A 17404-nucleotide genomic window follows, 5' to 3' on the forward strand; every position below is an offset into this window, starting at 1 on the left:
TCACCAGCTGGATCTGAGCCGTGGCGGCCGCGAACCAGCTCCTTCCCGTCACGCCCGCCCTCGGGGCCGTCACGGCCGCACTGCTGCTCGCGGCGGCCGCGGTCGCCGGCCGGGGGCTGCTCGGACACGGCCGGGACGTGCTGCGGGCGGGGCTGCGCGCCGTGCTGCAGCTGGCGGCGGTCGCCTTCGTGATCACCTGGGTGGTCGGCTCGCTCTGGACCTCGGCGCTGTTCGTCCTGGTGATGTTCACGGTCGCGGTACGGACCGCCGGGCGGCGGATGACGACCGGACCCGGCTGGTACTGGGCCGCCGCCCCGATCGCGATCGGGGTGCTGCCGGTGCTGGCGCTGCTGCTGGCCGGCGGACTGCTGCCACCGAAGGGCCTGTCGGTCATCCCGGTGGCCGGAATCCTGATCGGCGGTGCGCTCACCGCCACCTCGCTGGCCGGCCGCCGGGCACTGGACGAGCTGCGACAGCGGCACGGCGAGGTGGACGCGGCGCTCGCGCTCGGCTTCGAGGACCGGGACGCCCGGCTGGAGATCTGCCGGACGGCGGCGGCGACCTCGCTGGTCCCGGCACTCGACCAGACCAGGACGGTGGGCCTGGTCACCCTGCCCGGTGCCTTCGTCGGCATGCTGCTCGGCGGGGCGACGCCGGTCCAGGCTGGCGCGGTGCAGCTGTTCGTGCTGATCGCGCTGCTGGTGGTGGAGGCGGTGGCGATCGTCGTGGTGCTGGAGCTGGTCGGGCGGGGACTCGTGGCCCACGGGGTCGGTACGCCGATCGGGTAGGCTGGCGGGTGTTGAAGGGGAGTAGCCCTCCACCGGACCGTCGACATACTGGCCTCGCCTCGTGCGGGCCCGGCGCCCGGGACACCCGCCCGTCACGGGGTGTCGGCGAGACCTTCGGCCGCAGTGCTGTGACCATGACCAGTGCTGTCGGGCCGAGGCGTCCCCCGATGGGTGGTCATCCGGCCGGGCAGCCAGACCAAGGGAAACCACCCCTGATGAGCCTGACCATCGCCGCTCTGACCTTCGGCGTCATCTTCCTCGCCGAACTGCCCGACAAGACCGCCCTGGCCAGCCTGGTCCTCGGTACCCGCTACCGGGCGAGCTACGTCTTCGCCGGGATCGCCGCCGCCTTCGCCCTCCAGGTGGGCCTCGCCCTGGCGGCGGGCAGCCTGCTCGCCCTGCTGCCGCAGCGCTGGGTGGAGGGCGTCACGGGCCTGCTCTTCCTGATCGGCGCGCTGATGCTGCTCTGGCACAAGGACGGTGACGAGGACGGCCACGCCGCCAAGGAGCCCTCCTCGGGCAGCTTCTGGAAGGTCGCCGGAGCCAGCTTCGTGGTCGTCGCGGTCGCCGAGTTCGGCGACCTGACCCAGATCATGACCGCCAACCTCGCCGCGAAGTACGCCGACCCGGTCTCGGTCGGCATCGGCGCCTGGCTGGCGCTGTGCGCGGTCGGCGGGATCGCCATCGTGGGCGGGCAGAAGCTGCTGCAGTACGTCCCGATGAAGGTCATCGTGCGGGTGGCGGCCGGTGTGATGCTGCTGATGGCCGCCTTCAGCGTCTTCAACGCCATCACCGGCTGACCCTGCGCCGGGCGATCGGCCGCCCCCGGGGGCTCCCGGCTCAGCAGTAGGCGGAGAGCGCGGCCCGCGTGTTGGGGCCGTAGACGCCGTCGGGGTCGCCCTGGACGTCCGCATCCCACTGGAACCTGCTGACGGCGTTCGTGGTCCGGTCGTCGTAGTAGCCGTTGGCCCGGACCTTGTATCCGCACTGTGAGAGCTGCTGCTGCATCGCGGCGACCTCGGGGCCGCGTGAGCCCGGGCCCAGGGTCGGCGCCGTGCTCCGGCTCGGGGACGGGGCGGCGGTGCTCGGGGCGGCGGTGGGGGACGGGGGCGGGGCCGGCTTGGCCGTCATGGGTTTCACCGCGATGACCGGGGCGCGGCTGACGGCGGGGGACGGCCTGGGGCTCGACCTGGTGGGGGAGGGGGAGGGGCTGTCCGGCGCCGCACTGGTCGGCGGGGCACTGACCGGTGCACCGGTGGGCAGGGCCGTCATGGTGCCGATCGGAGCGGGGACCGCCTGGTCGTTGCCGCCCTTCCCCTGGGCGGGCGCCAGTGCGAAGGCGATACCGGCGCCGATCGCGACGATCCCCACTCCGGCCGCCGCCATGACGGCCTTGCGTCTGAGCGGGGCCTCGTGCTGCTGCGCCCGCCGCTCGGCCCGCCCACCGGGCCCGTCGCCCTGCTGGAAGGCGAAGATCCCGAGCTCGGCGGAGTGCGGCTGCGGCTGGTACGGGGGACCGGGCTGCTGCCGGTACGGCGGCTGGAACTGCTGCTGGTGGGGCTGGTAGGGCTGCTGCGCGGGTATGGACGGGTACGGCTGCGGCGGTACGGGCGGCAGCAGCGCCGTGGCCTCGGCGTCCTGCGCGGGGACCGGCGGCAGCAGGGCGGTGGGGAACGCGTCCGGGTGCGGTTCCTGGTACCCGGCCGCGGCCGGGACGTACGGGCGGACCAGTGGCGGGCCCTCGGTGTGCGGGAGGACCGCGGTCTCGTCCAGGTCCGGGTGCATCGGGCGGATCGGCTGGCCCGGACGGCCGTACGGGACGGCGGCGCACGCGCAGCCGCCGGGAGTCCGGACGGTGCCGCACCTGACGCAGTGCTCTCCCGGCATGGGCCGGTCCTCCTCGGTTCCGATGGCGAACCCGCCTGATTATGCAGGAGCTAACGGGGAGTTGACAGAGTCGAGTGCCCGATCCCGGGGCAGTTGTCCGGTTCTGTGGCGGTCTGCGGTGCATGAACGATGTGCGGCGACCTGGTGGCGGTCGAGTGCGGACGGTGCAATCAGATGTGATGAATTCGGACAATACTGGCATCATGGTGAGGCTGGACGATCAGCCCGGACTTCACCGAGGAGCTGGCATGGCGAACCCGGCAGCCGCGTCCGACCGTGCCGGAACAGGTGGGCCCGCGTCCCCGCAGGTGACGGTCCACAACCTCTGGGTGCCCATCGGCGCACTGCTCCTGGCGATGCTGCTCGCGGCGCTCGACCAGACCATCGTCTCCACCGCGCTGCCCACCATCGTCAGTGACCTCGGCGGCCTCGAACACCTCTCCTGGGTGGTCACCGCCTATCTGCTCGCCTCCACCGCCGCCACCCCGCTCTGGGGCAAGCTCGGCGACATGTACGGCCGGAAGCGGCTCTTCCAGGCCTCGATCGTGATCTTCCTGATCGGCTCCGCGCTCTGCGGACTCGCCCAGAACATGGGCGAGTTGATCGCCTTCCGGGCGTTGCAGGGCCTCGGCGGCGGCGGGCTGATCGTGCTCTCGCAGGCGATCGTCGGCGACCTCGTCGCACCGCGCGACCGGGGCAAGTACCAGGGCCTGTTCGGTGCGGTCTTCGGTGTCACCAGCGTGCTCGGACCGCTGCTCGGCGGGGTCTTCGTCGACAACCTCAGCTGGCGCTGGGTCTTCTACGTCAACCTGCCGGTCGGCGTCGTCGCGCTGGCGGTGATCGCCGCCGTACTGCCCGGCGCCGGGGCGAAGCGGCAGCACACCATCGACTACCTGGGCACCTTCCTGATCGCCTCGGTCGCCACCTGCCTGGTGCTGATGACCTCGCTCGGCGGCACCACCTGGCCGTGGGGCTCCTGGCAGGTGGTCGGCCTGGCCGTGCTCGGCGCGGCCCTGCTGGTGGCCTTCGTCGCCGTGGAGAACCGGGCCGCCGAGCCGGTCATCCCGATGCGGCTGTTCCGCTCCCGGACCTTCAGCCTGGTCGCGGTGATCTCCTTCGTGGTCGGCTTCGCGATGTTCGGCGCGCTCACCTACCTGCCGACCTTCCTCCAGGTCGTCATGCAGGTCTCGCCGACGCTGTCCGGCATCCACATGCTGCCGATGGTCCTCGGCATGCTGCTCACCTCGATCGGCTCGGGCCAGATCGTCTCCCGCACCGGCCGCTACCGGATCTTCCCGATCGCCGGGACCGCGGTCACCACGGTCGGCCTGCTCCTGCTCTCCCGCCTCACCGAGCACAGCAGTACGGCGGAGATGAGCCTCTACTTCCTGGTCTTCGGCCTCGGCCTCGGCCTGGTCATGCAGGTGCTGGTGCTGATCGTGCAGAACTCGGTCGGCTACCAGGACCTCGGGGTGGCCACCGGCGCCGCGACCTTCTTCCGCTCCATCGGCGCCTCCTTCGGCGTCTCCATCTTCGGCACCGTCTTCGCCTCCGGCCTCAACCACCGGATCCGGGACGCCCTGGCGGGCCTCACCCTGCCTCCCGGTCTCGGACCGCAGGACGTCACCGCCGACCCGCGCCTCATCGCCACCCTGCCGGCCGCCGCCCGGGCCGCGGTGCACCACGCGTACGCCGAGTCGATCACCCGCGTCTTCCTGTACGCGGTACCGCTGGTGGTCGTCGCCTTCGTCCTCTCGCTCTTCATCCGCGAGCACAAGCTCCGCAGCACGGTCACCGCCCCCGACCTCGGTGAGTCCATCGGCGTGAACCCGGTCGAACGCTCCTCGCTGGACGAGATCTCCCGCGCCCTCTCGGTGCTCGACTCCAGGGACGCCCGGCGCGACCTCTTCCGCCGGATCACCGCCGAGGCCGGACTCGATCTCAGACCGGCCTCCAGCTGGCTGATCCTCGCCATGCACTGCCAGGGCCACGTCGAGCCGGCCGAGCTGGCCGAGCGCCGGATCGTTCCGATCGACGTGGTCGAGGCGGCCGCCAGAGAGGTGGAGGGCCGCGGCCTCGCGGTCCGCAACGGGCTGCCACTGCGCCTCACCGAGCGCGGCGAGCAGGTCGCGCTGAAGCTGGTCGCCGCCAGGCGCTCCCAGCTCGCCGCGCTGATGGGCGACTACGACGAGAAGCGCTTCGGGGACCTGGCGGATCTGCTCAACCGCCTCAGCAGCCAGCTGTGCAGCGACGACCGCGACCGCCCGGACCGCACCGCGCCCGAGCACGTCCCGCACAGCGAGGGGCGCTCGTTCTGAGCTCCCTCGCTGTGCGGGACGGCCGGTAGGGGTCAGACGGGGGCGGGCACCCAGCCGGCCTGGTCCCAGGCGCGCAGCTGGGCCGCCTTCGGGGTGCTGGCGAGGCGCGCGACCTCGGGGCCGCCGAGGACCAGGGTGCTCGCGGTGGCGGGGGAGAAGGCGGGCAGCGCGGGGGCGTTGGGACTGGCCGGGACGGAGTTGTGGGCGAAGGAGGAGACCAGGTCGATGAAGGTGTCCGAGACCAGGCGCTCCAGCGGGCCGTCGCCGAACTCGGCCGCGTTCTCCGGGATCGCGTTGGTGCCGAAGAGGAAGGGGGAGGTCGCCTCGTGCGGGGTCCCGAAGTAGGGGGCGCGCACCGGATGGGCGAACTCCATCCGGTACTGCGCGCTCGCGTTCTCGCGCGCCCGGCGCTCGGCGAGGCGCACGATCTGGTACCGGAACAGGCCGTCGCCGTAGATCTCGGTGAACAGGGACAGCGGGTCGGCGGCCCGGCCCTCGGCGACGGCGGCCGCGCGGTACGCGGTGATCAGCCGGTCCGGCAGCCCGGCCGGCACCTCGGCTGCGCCCTTGAGCAGGTAGTTCCGCACGGCCTCCGGCAACTCGGCGTCGCTGGAGGGCAGTTGCATCGGGACGGGGGAGCCCGGGCCGGTGAAGAACGACCCCTCGGTGGCGGCGTTGACCGCCAGCACCGGCAGTCCTGGGTCCGGGAGTTCGTAGTCGTACCCGCGCATCCAGTGGCCGTCCACCACCGGTCCCCGGTACTCGCGTCCGCTGGCCAGCGCCCTGCTCTCCGGGGCTCCGGCGAACAGGGCGTCCCAGGTGTCGCGGAGCGTGGCCGCCGGGACGTCGCGCAGTCCGGCGACCGAGGTGCCCAGGCGGGCGGCCACCGAGGCGAAGGCGGTCCGGGAGTCCTCCGGGGTCAGGGCGACTCCCGGGCTCCAGACGTGCGCCGCGCTGATCGGCACGATCCGGCGGATCACCGACCGCAGTTCCGGCAGCAGCGCCAGCTGCCAGGTGCTCGAACCGCCCGCCGAGGTCCCGGCCACCGTGATGTTCTCCGGATCGCCGCCGAACGCACGGGCGTTGCGGTACACCCAGCCGAGCAGCGCGGCCTGGTCCTGCAGGCCCCAGTTGGCGGCGAAGCCCGTACGCTGGTCGGCCAGGTCCTCGTGCAGGCCGAAACCGAAGACGCCGAGCCGGTAGTTGAAGGTGACCACGACGAGATCGCCGCGCTCGGCGAGCCGGGCGCCGTCGTACGTGGGCATGCTGCCCGCGCCCAGCATCCAGCCGCCGCCGTGGATGTAGACCAGCACGGGGCGGCTGCCGCTGGTGGACGGCGTCCAGACGTTGGCGTAGAGCGAGTCCTCGCTGCTGCCCGGAAGGACGGACTGGAGCGAGGGGGCGGCGAAGGCGGTGGCGTCCCGGACGCCGTCCCAGGGCCTGGGCGGGCGCGGCGAGGAGAACCGCAGCGGCCCGACGGGCGGTTGGGCGTAGGGGACACCGCGGAAGACCTCGACGGCGCCCAGGTGCTCGCCGCGCACCCGGCCGGCGGTGGTGCGGGCCTGCGGAGCTCCGGCGGTGGGGGCGGCCGCCCGGGCCGGAGCGGCGGCGGTGGCTGCTACGGCTGCTCCGGCCGCGGTTCCGGCGAGGAACGTGCGTCGGCGAATGCCTTGGGGTCGTCGCATCACTGGCTCCTCGGCCGGTCCCGCGCTTGGGCGCTGTCGGTTTCGGCCGAGTCTGCGTTCGCTGTCGGGAGGGGTCCACCCGGTGATCGAAACTCCGTCAAGTGCACGGCGCCCGGCGCCGTTGCGATGGCGAAGCGGAAGCGCGGGCTCCGTAGGCTGGGCGGGGGCGGCGTCCGGCCGTCCGTCGGGTCAGGTGTGAGAGGTGTCGCGTGGGTAGTGTCGTGAAGATCAATGTGCTGACGGTGCCGGAGGAGATGCGGGAGACGCTGGAGAAGCGGTTCGCCTCGCGGGCCGGTGCGGTGGAGAACTCGGACGGCTTCGAGTGGTTCGAGCTGCTGCGCCCGGTCGAGGGGACCGACAGCTACCTGGTCTACACCCGGTGGGCGAGCGAGGAGCACTTCAAGGCGTGGATGGAGGGCCCGATGCAGGCGGCGCACCGTCAGGGCCCGCCGGCCGCCGAGGGCGGCGAGGCGCCGCAGCGCCCGGCGGCGTCCGGGTCCACGCTGTGGTCCTTCGAGGTGGTGCAGTCGGCCGGCCCGAAGAAGTAGCCGGCCGCGCGGTTCCCCGGGCCCCGGGGAACCGCGCTCAGGGGCGGAAGTCGACCGGGGCGGCGAAGGCGGCCCGGCGTCCCGCCCGGCGCAGCGCGCGCAGGACCGGGCCGCCCACGGTGAGGCAGAGGACGGCGGTCAGGGCGGCCCTGGGCAGGTCCCAGCCGAGGGACGTGGTGAGGCAGTAGGCGAGAAAGCGGGGCAGGTTGGCGCTGAGCGGGTCGCCGGGGACGAAGGCGATCGAGCTGCTCAGACCGCCGATGTAGGGCCAGCCCTGGAGGTTCATCACCGTCCCGTACGCGACGGCGGCGAGGCTGCCGTAGCCGGCGAGCAGGACGAGCTCGCGGCGCCCGCGCAGCGTGGCCGCTCCCGGCAGCAGTCCGGCGCCGAGGCAGACCCAGCCCATGCTGAGCATCTGGAACGGCAGCCAGGGGCCGACCCCGCCGGTGAGCAGGGCGGAGGCGAACATCGAGACCGAGCCGAGGACGAATCCGAAGCCGGGGCCGAGCACCCGGCCCGCCAGCACCATCAGGAAGAACATCGGCTCCAGCCCCGCCGTGCCCGCCCCGAGCGGCCGCAGTGCGGCACCGGCGGCGGCCAGCACGCCGAGCAGGGCCACCGACTTGGCGTCCAGACCGCTCTCGCCGCCTTCCGCCGAGCGCCCCTCGGAGATCTGCGCGATCACCACGGCCAGCAGCAGCGGCATCAGCAGCGCGAACAGCCAGGGCGCGTCGCCGGAGTGGCCGACCAGCGCGGAGGACCGGTCGGCGAGCAGCGGCCAGCCGAAGGCGGCGACGCCGACGGCCGAGATCAGCAGGAGCAGGACGATCGATCGCGGGCCCAGCGGGACCGGCCGGGCGAGCGGTGCGTGCGCGGTCACGGGGTCTCCTCGGCGGCCAGCGCGGCGACCACCTGCGGGACGGTCAGCCAGGGAGCGGGCGCGAGGATCTTCGCGACCTGGGGGGCGAACGCGGGGGAGGAGACCACGACGTCGGGCGTCGGGCCGTCCGCGACGATCTCGCCCTCGGCCAGGATGACCGTGCGGTGGGCGAGTTCGGCGGCGAGTTCGACGTCGTGGGTGGCGAGCAGGACGGCGTGCGAGTCGGCCGCGAGGTCGCGCAGGATCTCGATCAGGCGTCCCTTGGCGGCGTAGTCCAGGCCCCGGGTGGGCTCGTCCAGCAGGATCACGCCGGGGCGGGCGGTGAGCACCACGGCGAGCGCGAGGCCGAGCCGCTGGCCCTCGGAGAGGTCCCGGGGGTGGGAGGCGTCGTCGATGCCGGGGAGCAGCCGGGAGACCAGGGCGCGGCAGGTGCCGGGCTCGGCGCCGGAGTCCCGGTCGGCGGCGGTGCACTCGGCGGCGACCGTCTCCGCGTACAGCAGGTCGCGCGGGTCCTGCGGGACCAGGCCGATCCGGCGGATCAGCTCCTTGGGCCGGGCCTGGTGCGGGGTCAGGCCGCCGACGCGGACCGATCCCGAGGCGGGGCGGTGCAGGCCGACCAGCGCGCCGAGCAGGGTGGACTTCCCGGCGCCGTTGCGTCCCATCAGTGCGGTGATCTCGCCCGGGTGCAGGTCGAGCCGGACGCCGCGCAGTGCGGGAACCGGCCCGCGCCGGACGGCGAGGCGGTCGACGGCGGCGGCGGCCTCGGCGGGCGCGGAGGGGGTTGCGGCCGCAGGCGTACGGCCCTCCAGGCGGGCCCGCAGCGGGGCGGCCCTGCGCCGGGCGTCGCGGACCGAGAGCGGCAGCGGCGACCAGCCGGCGGCGCGGCCGAGCGCGACCACCGGCGGGTGGACCGGGGAGTGCGCCATCACCTCGGCCGGTTCGCCCAGGACCGGCGGCTCGCCGCGCCCGGGCAGCAGCAGCACCTGGTCGGCGTACTGGACCACCCGCTCCAGGCGGTGCTCGGCCATCAGCACGGTGGTGCCGAGGTCGTGGACGAGCCGCTGGAGCACGGCCAGCACCTCCTCCGCCGCACCCGGGTCGAGTGCGGAGGTCGGCTCGTCCAGGACCAGCACCCTGGGGTGGGTGGTCAGCACCGAACCGATCGCGACCCGCTGCTGCTGGCCGCCGGAGAGCGAGTTGAGCGCCCGGCTCCGGAGTTCGGCCAGGCCCAGCAGGTCCAGGGTCTCCTCCACCCGGCGGCGCATCACGTCGGGGGCCAGGCCCAGCGACTCCATGCCGTAGGCGAGTTCGTCCTCGACGGTGTCGGTGACGAAGTGGGCGAGCGGGTCCTGGCCCACCGTGCCGACCACGTCGGTGAGTTCGCGCGGACGGTGGGTGCGGGTGTCGCGCCCGTCCACGGTGACCCGGCCGTGCAGCACGCCGCCGGTGAAGTGCGGGACGAGTCCGCTGACGGTGCCCAGCAGGGTGGACTTCCCGACGCCCGACGGCCCGACCAGCAGGCAGAGTTCGCCCTCGGGGACGGTGAGGTCGACGCCGCGCAGCGCCGGCTCCTCGGCGCCGTGGTACTGGACCGAGACCTGCTCGAAGGTGATCACGAGGAACTCCGGGGCGGGGTGGGTGCGGTGACGGCGGGCAGCAGGCCGACCAGCACACAGAGGGCGGGCAGCAGGGGAAGCCGGGGCGCGGTGAGCGGGATCAGCGACGGGGTGAGGGCGCCCGGGTCACGGCCCGACAGCCAGACCATCAGCCCGGCGACCGCCACCCCCGAGCCCGCCACCGACCACTCGCGCAGCGCCCAGGGGTCGGGCCGGTAGCGCGTTCTGACGGCCCGTCGGCTACCGAGCAGGAGTCCGCCGGCCGCCGAGGCGAGACCGAGCAGCAGCAGCGGCAGGGCCCAGCCGGTGCCGTCCGCGCTGAGCAGCCCGTAGGCGGCCACGCAGACTCCGAGCAGACCGAGCAGGGTGAGGGCGGCGGTGGTCCTGGCGACCCGGGGTGCGACGGTCGCGGTGCGGCCGAAGCCCCGGGTGTCCATGGCGGCGGCCAGGCTGACGGAACGCTCCAACGCGCTCTCCAGCACCGGCAGTCCGACCCCGAGGACGGCGCGGACGCCCCGGTCGGTGCCGCCGCGCAGCCGGCGGGCCGCCCGCACCCGCTGGACGTCGGCGACCAGGTTGGGCGCGAAGGTCATCGCCACCACCGCGGCCACCCCGGCCTCGTAGAGCGCGCCCGGCAGCGCACGCAGCAGCCGGGCGGGGCTGGCGAGCGCGTTCGCGGCGCCGACGCAGACCAGCAGGGTGGCCAGCTTCAGGCCGTCGTACAGTGCGAAGAGCAGCGCCTCCGCCGTCACCCGGCCACCGATCCGCACCCCCTGCGCCCAGTCGGGCAGTGGAAGCCGGGGCAGCGTGAGCAGCACATGGGTGCCGGGGACCGGTGAGCCGAGCAGCAGCGCGAAGACCAGCCGGATGCCGAGCACCATCAGCCCGAGCCGCAGGAAGGTCCCGTACGAGCGCGACCAGGGCGCGTCGCCGCGCCGGGTGGCGACCACGTACCCCGCGACCGCGACGATCAGCAGGAGCAGCAGCGGATTGGTGGTCCGGGAGGCCGCCGCGCCCAGCCCGAGCGCCCAGAGCCACCAGGCGCCGGGGTGCAGCTGGCGCGGGCCGACGGCCGGGCGGGTGGTACGGGGCTTGGGCACGGGGGAGTTCCTCGGGAAGGCTGACGGGCTCGGTCAGGTACGGCGGCGACGGGCCTGCCAGACGGCGCCGCCGGCCAGGGCGGCGATCAGGGCGCCGCCCGCGATCAGGCCGAGCGAGGGGCCGCTGCCGCGGTGCTCCGCGCCACCGGTCCGGGTGCTCCCGCCGTCCGCGACGGTGTCGCCGCAACCCGCGTGCGGGTAACCGGCGATGGCGCAGAGCAGGCCGTTGGTGTCGTAGCGCAGCGGGGGCGCCGCGACCGCGAGCACCTCGGCGGAGCTGGCGGTGGTCGGGACGGCGGCGCACGCGGTGCGCGGCGCGGGCGGGGCCTCGGCCGACGGAGCGTCGGCGGCGGTACCGAAGTCCAGCACCACGGCGACCCGCTTCCGGCCGGGCTGCGCCGGGGTGTCGGCGCAGATCGCGCCGAAGTCCCCGGCGGCGGTGGGGCGCGCGGCGTCCCGGCCGCCGTCCGGGCTGACCGCGAACCGCCAGCCGTCCACGCCGCCGTCCTGCGGGACGTGCACGGTCGGGCCCTGCTGCTGGTACGCCCAGGCGGAACCGGACCACTTCCAGAACGACCAGTAGCGGTAGCCGGTGGCCTGCGCGGGCGCGGTGCCGAGCAGCAGGGTGAGCGGGACGGCCAGTGCGGCGGCGAGCAGGGCCGCCGCCGCACGGCGCGGGACGAGGGTCACTTCTTCGGTTCGCCCTCGGACCTGCCGCCCTCGGGCTTCTCCGCTTCGGGCTTCTCGGCCTCGGGCTGCCCGTCGGCGGCCGGGGCGTCGGGCGTGTTCTCGCCGCCCTGCTGGTGGGCGCCGCGACGGCGGTTGAGGCTCAGCAGCAGGCCGCCGCCGATGCCGACCAGCAGGCCGATGCCGACCAGCCAGATCGGGGAGAAGCCGCTGTTGTCGTCGGCCTCGGTGATGCCGGAGCCGGGAGCCTTGGTGCCGTCGGGGTTGTCCGAGGCGGCCGACACGGCGGCGGTCGGCAGCTTCTTCGGGGCCGGGCCCGCGTTGACCAGCAGCTGCACCACGTTGGTGCCGCCGAAGTTGTACGGGTCCAGCTTGGCGGCCTGCGCGACCAGCAGCATCGAGGCGGCGGCGGAGGCGTCGGTGCCCGACTTGCCCTTGGCGGCCCAGTCGTAGCCGTTCCCGGCCAGCCAGTCGGCAGCGCTGGCGGCCTGCTGCGGGTGCCCGGCCTGGATCAGGCTGAGCACCGCCCACGCGGTGGCGGTGTAGTCCGGGGTGGGCGCGGCACCGGGCATGGTCTGCATCAGGTGTTGGCCGTTGGCGGTGAGCTGGGCGTTCAGGTACGCGGCGGCGGCCTCGGCGGAGTCCGCGCGCGGCACGGCCTTCTCGGTCGAACCGGCGGCGCAGGCGAGCGCCTTGGGCGCGCCCTCGGTCCGGTCGGTCGTGGTCACCGGCAGCCGGCCGCCCGCCGCAGCGAGCGCGGCCTGCGCGCTGGCCAGGCCGTTGGCGGCGAGGGTGCCGTCGGCGGCGGGCTGGTAGCCGAAGGCGCCGCGCTGGTCGGCCGGGGCGTTGCAGCCGAGCTGGAAGGCGGCCAGGCCGTCGTATCCGGACTTGCCGTCCTTCGCCACGGTGGCGGGGTCGGTGCGGGTGGCGAGCAGTGCGCTGACGGCCAGTCCGGTGGAGTTGGCGTCACCCGGGTTGCCCGGGTTGAAGGACCAGGTGCCGTCCGTGTTCTGGCTGCTCCTGAGCCAGTCGACGCCCTTGCCGACGGCGTCCCGGTGCCCGCCGAGGGCGGAGAGCGCCTGGATCGCCATGGAGGTGGCGTTGCTGTCCTCGGTCTTGGGGTCGCAGGCGGTGGCGGCGCCGGCCCGGTAGGACGGCCAGCCGCCGTCGGCGCACTGCTGCCCGGTGAGCCAGTTCACGGCGGAGTCGGCCGGGACGACCTGTGCGCCCGCCAGTGCGGTGAGCGCCAGCGACTGGCGCCAGACGCCGTCGTACGTCGGGTCGCCCTTGCCGTACACCTCCGCGGGAGCGGTCGCGGGGGTGGGGGACGGGGTGGTGTCGGCCGGCGCGGGCGCGGCGGCGGTACCGGCCAGCAGCAGGCCGGCCAGTGCGGTGGCGCCCAGGCGGGCAGCGGTCAGCATGACGGAGGGATTGCCTTTCGATGAGCGGTGCAGCGGCCCGGTGGGCCGCCCGTATACCTCGACGGAGACCGGGCTGGAACCCGGCGTGGCCGCTCGCCCCGCCCCGGGCACTCCGGCTGCCCCGCCGTCGACCGGGCCGGACCGGAGGTTCGGCTGGTGCGGGCGGGGTCACGGTTGCGGGTCAGCGTCGGAGTCGCACCGGCTTTCCCCGGGGGAGGCGGATGAAGTTTTCGCGCCCTCGACTCTATCCGGCCCGTCCGGCGGCCCGGCGCCGCCCGGACTGGAACACGTATCAGTTCTGCGGGGCGCCCGGGTGGTCGAACGGAAGCGCGAGGAGCTCAGTCCAGCGTGAGCAGCCGCGCGGCGGTGTGCAGGTCGGCGCGGACCTCGGCCGGCGAGGCCCGGCCGGACAGCCAGGCCAGCAGGGCGGCGTACCAGGTGTGGCCGATCACCCGCAGCGCTGCCTGCTGGGCGGCGGTGGGCTCCTCGCCGAGCCGGGCGGCGGCCAGCACGATGGCCGAGGTCAGGGAGCTGACCTCGTCCACCTCCCGGCTCACCGAGCGGTCGGCGAAGGACAGCGCCCGGACCATCGCCTCGGCCAGCCGGGGCTCGCGGCCGAGCGCGTGGAACGCCTGGGTGAGCGTCTCGGCGACCCGGGCGGCCGGGTCCTCAGCCGTCGGCGGACGGCGTCGGACCTGCTCGTGCAGGCGTCCGAGCTGCTCCAGCATCACCGCGACCAGCAGGTGCACCTTGGACGGGAAGTAGCGGTACAGCGTGCCGAGCGCGACGTCCGCGCCCTCGGCGACCTCGCGCATCTGCACCGCCTCGTACCCGCCCCGGGCGGCCAGTGCGGTGGAGGCCCGCAGGATGCGCTGCCGGCGCTCGGCCTGACGCGGGGTGAGCTCGTCGCCCGTCAGGGTGGCGGCGGCGAGGGCGGCAGCGGTGGAGCTGCTGGCGGCGGCTGGGGTCAAGGCGGGCTCCTTATCGCTGCGGGCCCGCGGACCGGGCCTGCGGTCGCGGCACGCGGCCGGGCGGGGGCGCAGCGTGGCGTGAATCACCAGCCCTGGATCCTGAGCGCAAGCTACGGGCCGGTATCTTCGAGGTCTCTCATTGTTCACTTGCCCAACGATGAGCTCCACACCACCATGAAACGTGATCTACTTTACCGCTGAGGCAGTCCGTGCCCGGGTGAGTAGGGATAAGGGGCCCCGGATGACCGCGCTGACGACCGCGCTGCCGAGACCGCTGCGGATCGCCCTGCTCTCCTACCGCGGTGACCCGTTCTGCGGCGGCCAGGGCGTCTACGTCCGGCACCTCTCCCGCGAGCTGGCCCGCCTCGGCCACCACGTCGACGTGATCGGCTCGCAGCCGTACCCGGTGCTGGACGAGGTCGAGGGCCCGGGATCGGTCCGTCTGGTGGAGCTGCCCAGCCTCGACCTGTACCGGGCCGACGACCCGTTCCGGACGCCGAAGCTCGCCGAGTACCGGGGCGCGGTGGACGTGCTGGAGGTCGCCGGCATGCGCACCGGCGGCTTCCCCGAGCCGCTCACCTTCTCCCTGCGCGCCCGCCGGTACCTGGCCGCCCACAAGGGCCGCTACGACGTGGTGCACGACAACCAGACCCTCGGCTACGGCCTGCTCGGCCTCGACCGGCACGGCTTCCCGCTGGTCACCACCATCCACCACCCCGTCACCGTGGACCGGCAGTTGGAGCTGGACGCGGCGGCCACCAGGCTGCGCCGCCTCTCGCTGCGCCGCTGGTACGGCTTCACCCGGATGCAGCGCCGGGTCAGCCGGCGGCTCGATCACATCATCACCGTCTCCGGCAGCTCCAAGAGCGAGATAGCCGAGCACCTGGGCGCCGCGCCCGGGAACATCTCGGTGGTCCCGATCGGCGCGGACACCCGGCTCTGGTCGCCGGACGCGTCGGTTCCGGTGGTGCCGGGCCGGATCGTCGCGACCTCCAGCGCGGACGTCCCGCTGAAGGGCCTGATCCACCTCGTCGAGGCCCTGGCCAAGCTCAGGACCGAGCGCACGGCGCACCTGGTGGTGGTCTGCAAGCGCCGCGAGGACGGCCCGGTGGCGGAGGCGGTCCGCCGGTTCGGCCTGGAGGAGCACATCGAGTTCCGCAGCGGGCTGACCGACCAGGAGCTGGTCGACCTCTACCGCTCGGCCGAGGTGGCCTGCGTGCCGTCGCTGTACGAGGGCTTCTCGCTGCCGGCCGCCGAGGCGATGGCCACCGGGACGCCGCTGGTGGCGACCACCGGCGGCGCCATCCCGGAGGTCGCCGGACCCGACGGCGCCACCTGCCTGGCGGTGCCGCCCGGCGACTCGGGCGCACTGGCGGCGGCCCTCGGCCGGCTGCTGGACGATCCGCGGCTGCGCGCCGAGCTGGGCGCGGCCGGGCGGGAGCGAGTACTGGCCAACTTCACCTGGCAGCGGGCCGCCGAGCTGACCGCCGACCGCTACCGGGCGGCCATCGCCACCGGAGCCGGCCGGCGGGCCCGCTCCGGCGACGGCTGGCGCTACGTGGCCTGACCCACCCCCGAGTTTCCTGACGAATCGTCAACTTTGCAGTAGGGGAACGGATCCCGGGGTCGACCCCGGGATCGAGTACAGCAGCAATGAATGGGAGCCCGCAGTGCTGACCGTCGATTTCTCCCGCTTCCCGCTCGCCCCCGGCGACCGGGTGCTCGACCTGGGCTGCGGCGGGGGCCGACACGCGTTCGAGTGCTACCGGCGCGGTGCCAACGTCGTCGCCCTGGACCAGAACGGCGAGGAGATCGCCGAGGTGCGCAAGTGGTTCGCGGCGATGGAGCAGGCCGGTGAGGCTCCGGCGGGCGCCTCGGCGGTCGCGATGGAGGGCAACGCGCTGGCGCTGCCCTTCGAGGACGACACCTTCGACCGGATCATCATTTCCGAGGTGATGGAGCACATACCCGACGACAAGGGCGTGCTCGCCGAGATGGTCCGGGTGCTGAAGCCTGGCGGGCTGCTCGCCGTCACCGTGCCGCGCTACCTGCCCGAGAAGATCTGCTGGGCGCTCTCCGACGAGTACCACGAGGTCGAGGGCGGCCACATCCGGATCTACCGGGGCGACGAACTGGTCGAGAAGGTCAGGGACGCCGGCCTCACCCCCTACGGCACCCACCACGCGCACGCGCTGCACTCGCCGTACTGGTGGATCAAGTGCGCGGTCGGCGTCAACAACGACAAGGCGCTGCCGGTCAAGGCCTACCACCAGCTGCTGGTCTGGGACATCGTCGGCACCCCCGTCATCAGCACGCTCACCAAGGCCGCCGAGAAGGCGCTCAACCCCGTGATCGGCAAGAGCTTCGTCGTGTACGCCTCCAAGCCGCACCGGGCAGCCGAGTGACCGCCGCCGTTCCGGAGGCCCTGCTGCTGGACGGCGTGCTGGACGCCGAGCAGGCCGCCGCGACCGTGCGCTCCATCCTCGCCGACCAGCAGCCGGACGGTGCCATCCCGTGGTTCCGGGGCGGCCACCTCGACCCCTGGGACCACACCGAGGCCGCGATGGCCCTCGACACCGCGGGCGAGCACGCCGCCGCCGAGGCCGCCTACCGCTGGCTGGCCGAGCAGCAGAACCCGGACGGCTCCTGGTACGCCGCCTACACCGGGGGCGAGGTGACCAACACGTCGAAGGAGACCAACTTCTGCGCGTACATCGCCGTCGGCGCCTGGCACCACCACCTCAGCACCGGTGACGACGCCTTCCTGGAATGGCTCTGGCCCGTCGTCCGCCGCGCCCTCGACTTCACCGTCGCGCTGCGGCTGCCCGACGGCCCGATCGCCTGGCGCCTCGACGAGGACGGCACCGCACCGCAGGAGGCGCTGCTCACCGGCTCGTCCAGCATCCTGCACGCGCTGCGCTGCGGACTCGCGGTCGCCGACTACCTCGAAGAGCCGCAGCCCGACTGGGAGCTGGCGGCCGGACGGCTGCGCCACGCGATCGCCGAGCACCCCGAGCGGTTCCTCGACAAGGACCGCTACTCGATGGACTGGTACTACCCCGTCCTCGGCACCGCGCTGCGCGGTGCCGCCGCCGCGCAGCGGATCGAGCGCGACTGGGACCGCTTCGTGGTGCCCGGCCTGGGCGTGCGCTGCGTCAGCGACCGGCCCTGGGTGACCGGCGGCGAGAGCGCCGAACTCGCCCTCGCCCTCTGGGCGGTGGGACAGTCCGACCGCGCGGTGGAGATCCTCCGATGGATCCAGCACCTGCGGCACACCGACGGCTCCTACTGGACCGGCTACGTCTTCGAGGACGACGCCGTCTGGCCCGAGGAGCGCACCACCTGGACCGCGGGCGCACTCCTGCTGGCCGTCGCCGCACTCGGCGGCGACCACGCCACGGTGGCGGTCTTCGGCGGCGAGCAGCTGCCCAGCGGACTGGTCGTCAACGACTGCTGCTGAGGCCGTCGGGCGCTCTCCCGGACTTCTGGGACCACAACGGCCT

Annotated in this window: 15 protein-coding genes; 7 read left to right on the top strand and 8 right to left on the bottom strand. The window is 74.0% G+C overall.

The window, feature by feature from the left end:
* The first annotated feature begins 20 nt into the window (after positions 1–20).
* Positions 21–788: an ABC transporter permease gene (locus tag UK12_RS23675; RefSeq protein WP_045305134.1), complete on the top strand. Its 768-nt coding sequence runs from the start codon at positions 21–23 to the stop codon at positions 786–788.
* Positions 789–1003: 215 nt separating this feature from the next.
* Positions 1004–1588, top strand: a complete 585-nt coding sequence (locus UK12_RS23680) for a TMEM165/GDT1 family protein (protein WP_231591358.1) — start codon at positions 1004–1006, stop codon at positions 1586–1588.
* 40 nt (positions 1589–1628) lie between these two features.
* Here UK12_RS23680 and UK12_RS44525 read toward each other — a convergent pair whose 3' ends face one another.
* Positions 1629–2675, bottom strand: coding sequence for a peptidoglycan-binding domain-containing protein (locus UK12_RS44525; RefSeq protein ID WP_045305135.1), 1047 nt, complete (start codon positions 2673–2675; stop codon positions 1629–1631).
* A gap of 248 nt (positions 2676–2923) precedes the next feature.
* Here UK12_RS44525 and UK12_RS23690 point away from each other — a divergent pair, with 248 nt between their 5' ends.
* A complete protein-coding gene (locus UK12_RS23690) occupies positions 2924–4993 on the top strand; it encodes an MDR family MFS transporter (RefSeq protein WP_082119887.1) in 2070 nt (689 codons plus the stop codon).
* A 32-nt stretch (positions 4994–5025) separates the two neighbouring features.
* On the opposite strand, the gene UK12_RS23695 is transcribed toward UK12_RS23690, so the two are convergent.
* A complete protein-coding gene (locus UK12_RS23695) occupies positions 5026–6678 on the bottom strand; it encodes a carboxylesterase family protein (RefSeq protein ID WP_045305136.1) in 1653 nt (550 codons plus the stop codon).
* A gap of 209 nt (positions 6679–6887) precedes the next feature.
* Here UK12_RS23695 and UK12_RS23700 point away from each other — a divergent pair, with 209 nt between their 5' ends.
* On the top strand, positions 6888–7226 hold the full coding sequence (locus tag UK12_RS23700; RefSeq protein WP_082119888.1) for an antibiotic biosynthesis monooxygenase family protein: 339 nt from the start codon (positions 6888–6890) through the stop codon (positions 7224–7226).
* Between the two features lie 37 nt (positions 7227–7263).
* Here UK12_RS23700 and UK12_RS23705 read toward each other — a convergent pair whose 3' ends face one another.
* From UK12_RS23705 to UK12_RS23730, 6 genes are all read right to left on the bottom strand, one after another.
* Positions 7264–8106: an ECF transporter S component gene (locus UK12_RS23705; RefSeq protein WP_045305137.1), complete on the bottom strand. Its 843-nt coding sequence runs from the start codon at positions 8104–8106 to the stop codon at positions 7264–7266.
* On the bottom strand, positions 8103–9722 hold the full coding sequence (locus UK12_RS23710; RefSeq protein ID WP_045305138.1) for an ABC transporter ATP-binding protein: 1620 nt from the start codon (positions 9720–9722) through the stop codon (positions 8103–8105). The genes UK12_RS23705 and UK12_RS23710 overlap by 4 nt, the downstream gene beginning before the upstream one ends.
* Positions 9719–10822, bottom strand: a complete 1104-nt coding sequence (locus UK12_RS23715; protein WP_045305139.1) for an energy-coupling factor transporter transmembrane component T — start codon at positions 10820–10822, stop codon at positions 9719–9721. Before UK12_RS23715 ends, UK12_RS23710 begins: the two co-directional genes overlap by 4 nt.
* 33 nt (positions 10823–10855) lie before the next feature.
* On the bottom strand, positions 10856–11512 hold the full coding sequence (locus UK12_RS23720; RefSeq protein WP_197085121.1) for an SCO2322 family protein: 657 nt from the start codon (positions 11510–11512) through the stop codon (positions 10856–10858).
* Entirely contained in the window at positions 11509–12930 is a 1422-nt protein-coding gene (locus UK12_RS44530) for a prenyltransferase/squalene oxidase repeat-containing protein (RefSeq protein ID WP_052682106.1), read from the bottom strand. Before UK12_RS44530 ends, UK12_RS23720 begins: the two co-directional genes overlap by 4 nt.
* A 338-nt stretch (positions 12931–13268) precedes the next feature.
* Complete coding sequence (locus tag UK12_RS23730) at positions 13269–13901, bottom strand: TetR family transcriptional regulator (protein WP_197085122.1); 633 nt, start codon at positions 13899–13901, stop codon at positions 13269–13271.
* Between the two features lie 241 nt (positions 13902–14142).
* Between UK12_RS23730 and UK12_RS23735 the strand changes: the two genes are divergently transcribed.
* From UK12_RS23735 to UK12_RS23745, 3 genes are all read left to right on the top strand, one after another.
* Positions 14143–15468 (top strand): glycosyltransferase family 4 protein, encoded by a 1326-nt coding sequence (locus UK12_RS23735; RefSeq protein ID WP_045305140.1) that lies wholly within the window; start codon positions 14143–14145, stop codon positions 15466–15468.
* 103 nt (positions 15469–15571) lie between these two features.
* Positions 15572–16306, top strand: coding sequence for a class I SAM-dependent methyltransferase (locus UK12_RS23740; RefSeq protein WP_045305141.1), 735 nt, complete (start codon positions 15572–15574; stop codon positions 16304–16306).
* Complete coding sequence (locus tag UK12_RS23745; RefSeq protein ID WP_197085123.1) at positions 16303–17361, top strand: prenyltransferase; 1059 nt, start codon at positions 16303–16305, stop codon at positions 17359–17361. Before UK12_RS23740 ends, UK12_RS23745 begins: the two co-directional genes overlap by 4 nt.
* Positions 17362–17404 lie beyond the last annotated feature (43 nt).

It is taken from the genome of Saccharothrix sp. ST-888, from assembly GCF_000955975.1.
GTDB lineage: Bacteria > Actinomycetota > Actinomycetes > Streptomycetales > Streptomycetaceae > Kitasatospora.

Excerpts from the sequence above, each read along its gene's own strand:
- UK12_RS23695 (WP_045305136.1), bottom strand. The coding sequence starts at position 6,678 with ATGCGACGACCCCAAGGCATTCGCCGACGCACGTTCCTCGCCGGAACC.
- UK12_RS23735 (WP_045305140.1), top strand. The coding sequence starts at position 14,143 with ATGACCGCGCTGACGACCGCGCTGCCGAGACCGCTGCGGATCGCCCTG.
- UK12_RS23680 (WP_231591358.1), top strand. The coding sequence starts at position 1,004 with ATGAGCCTGACCATCGCCGCTCTGACCTTCGGCGTCATCTTCCTCGCC.
- UK12_RS44525 (WP_045305135.1), bottom strand. The coding sequence starts at position 2,675 with ATGCCGGGAGAGCACTGCGTCAGGTGCGGCACCGTCCGGACTCCCGGC.
- UK12_RS44530 (WP_052682106.1), bottom strand. The coding sequence starts at position 12,930 with ATGCTGACCGCTGCCCGCCTGGGCGCCACCGCACTGGCCGGCCTGCTG.
- UK12_RS23690 (WP_082119887.1), top strand. The coding sequence starts at position 2,924 with ATGGCGAACCCGGCAGCCGCGTCCGACCGTGCCGGAACAGGTGGGCCC.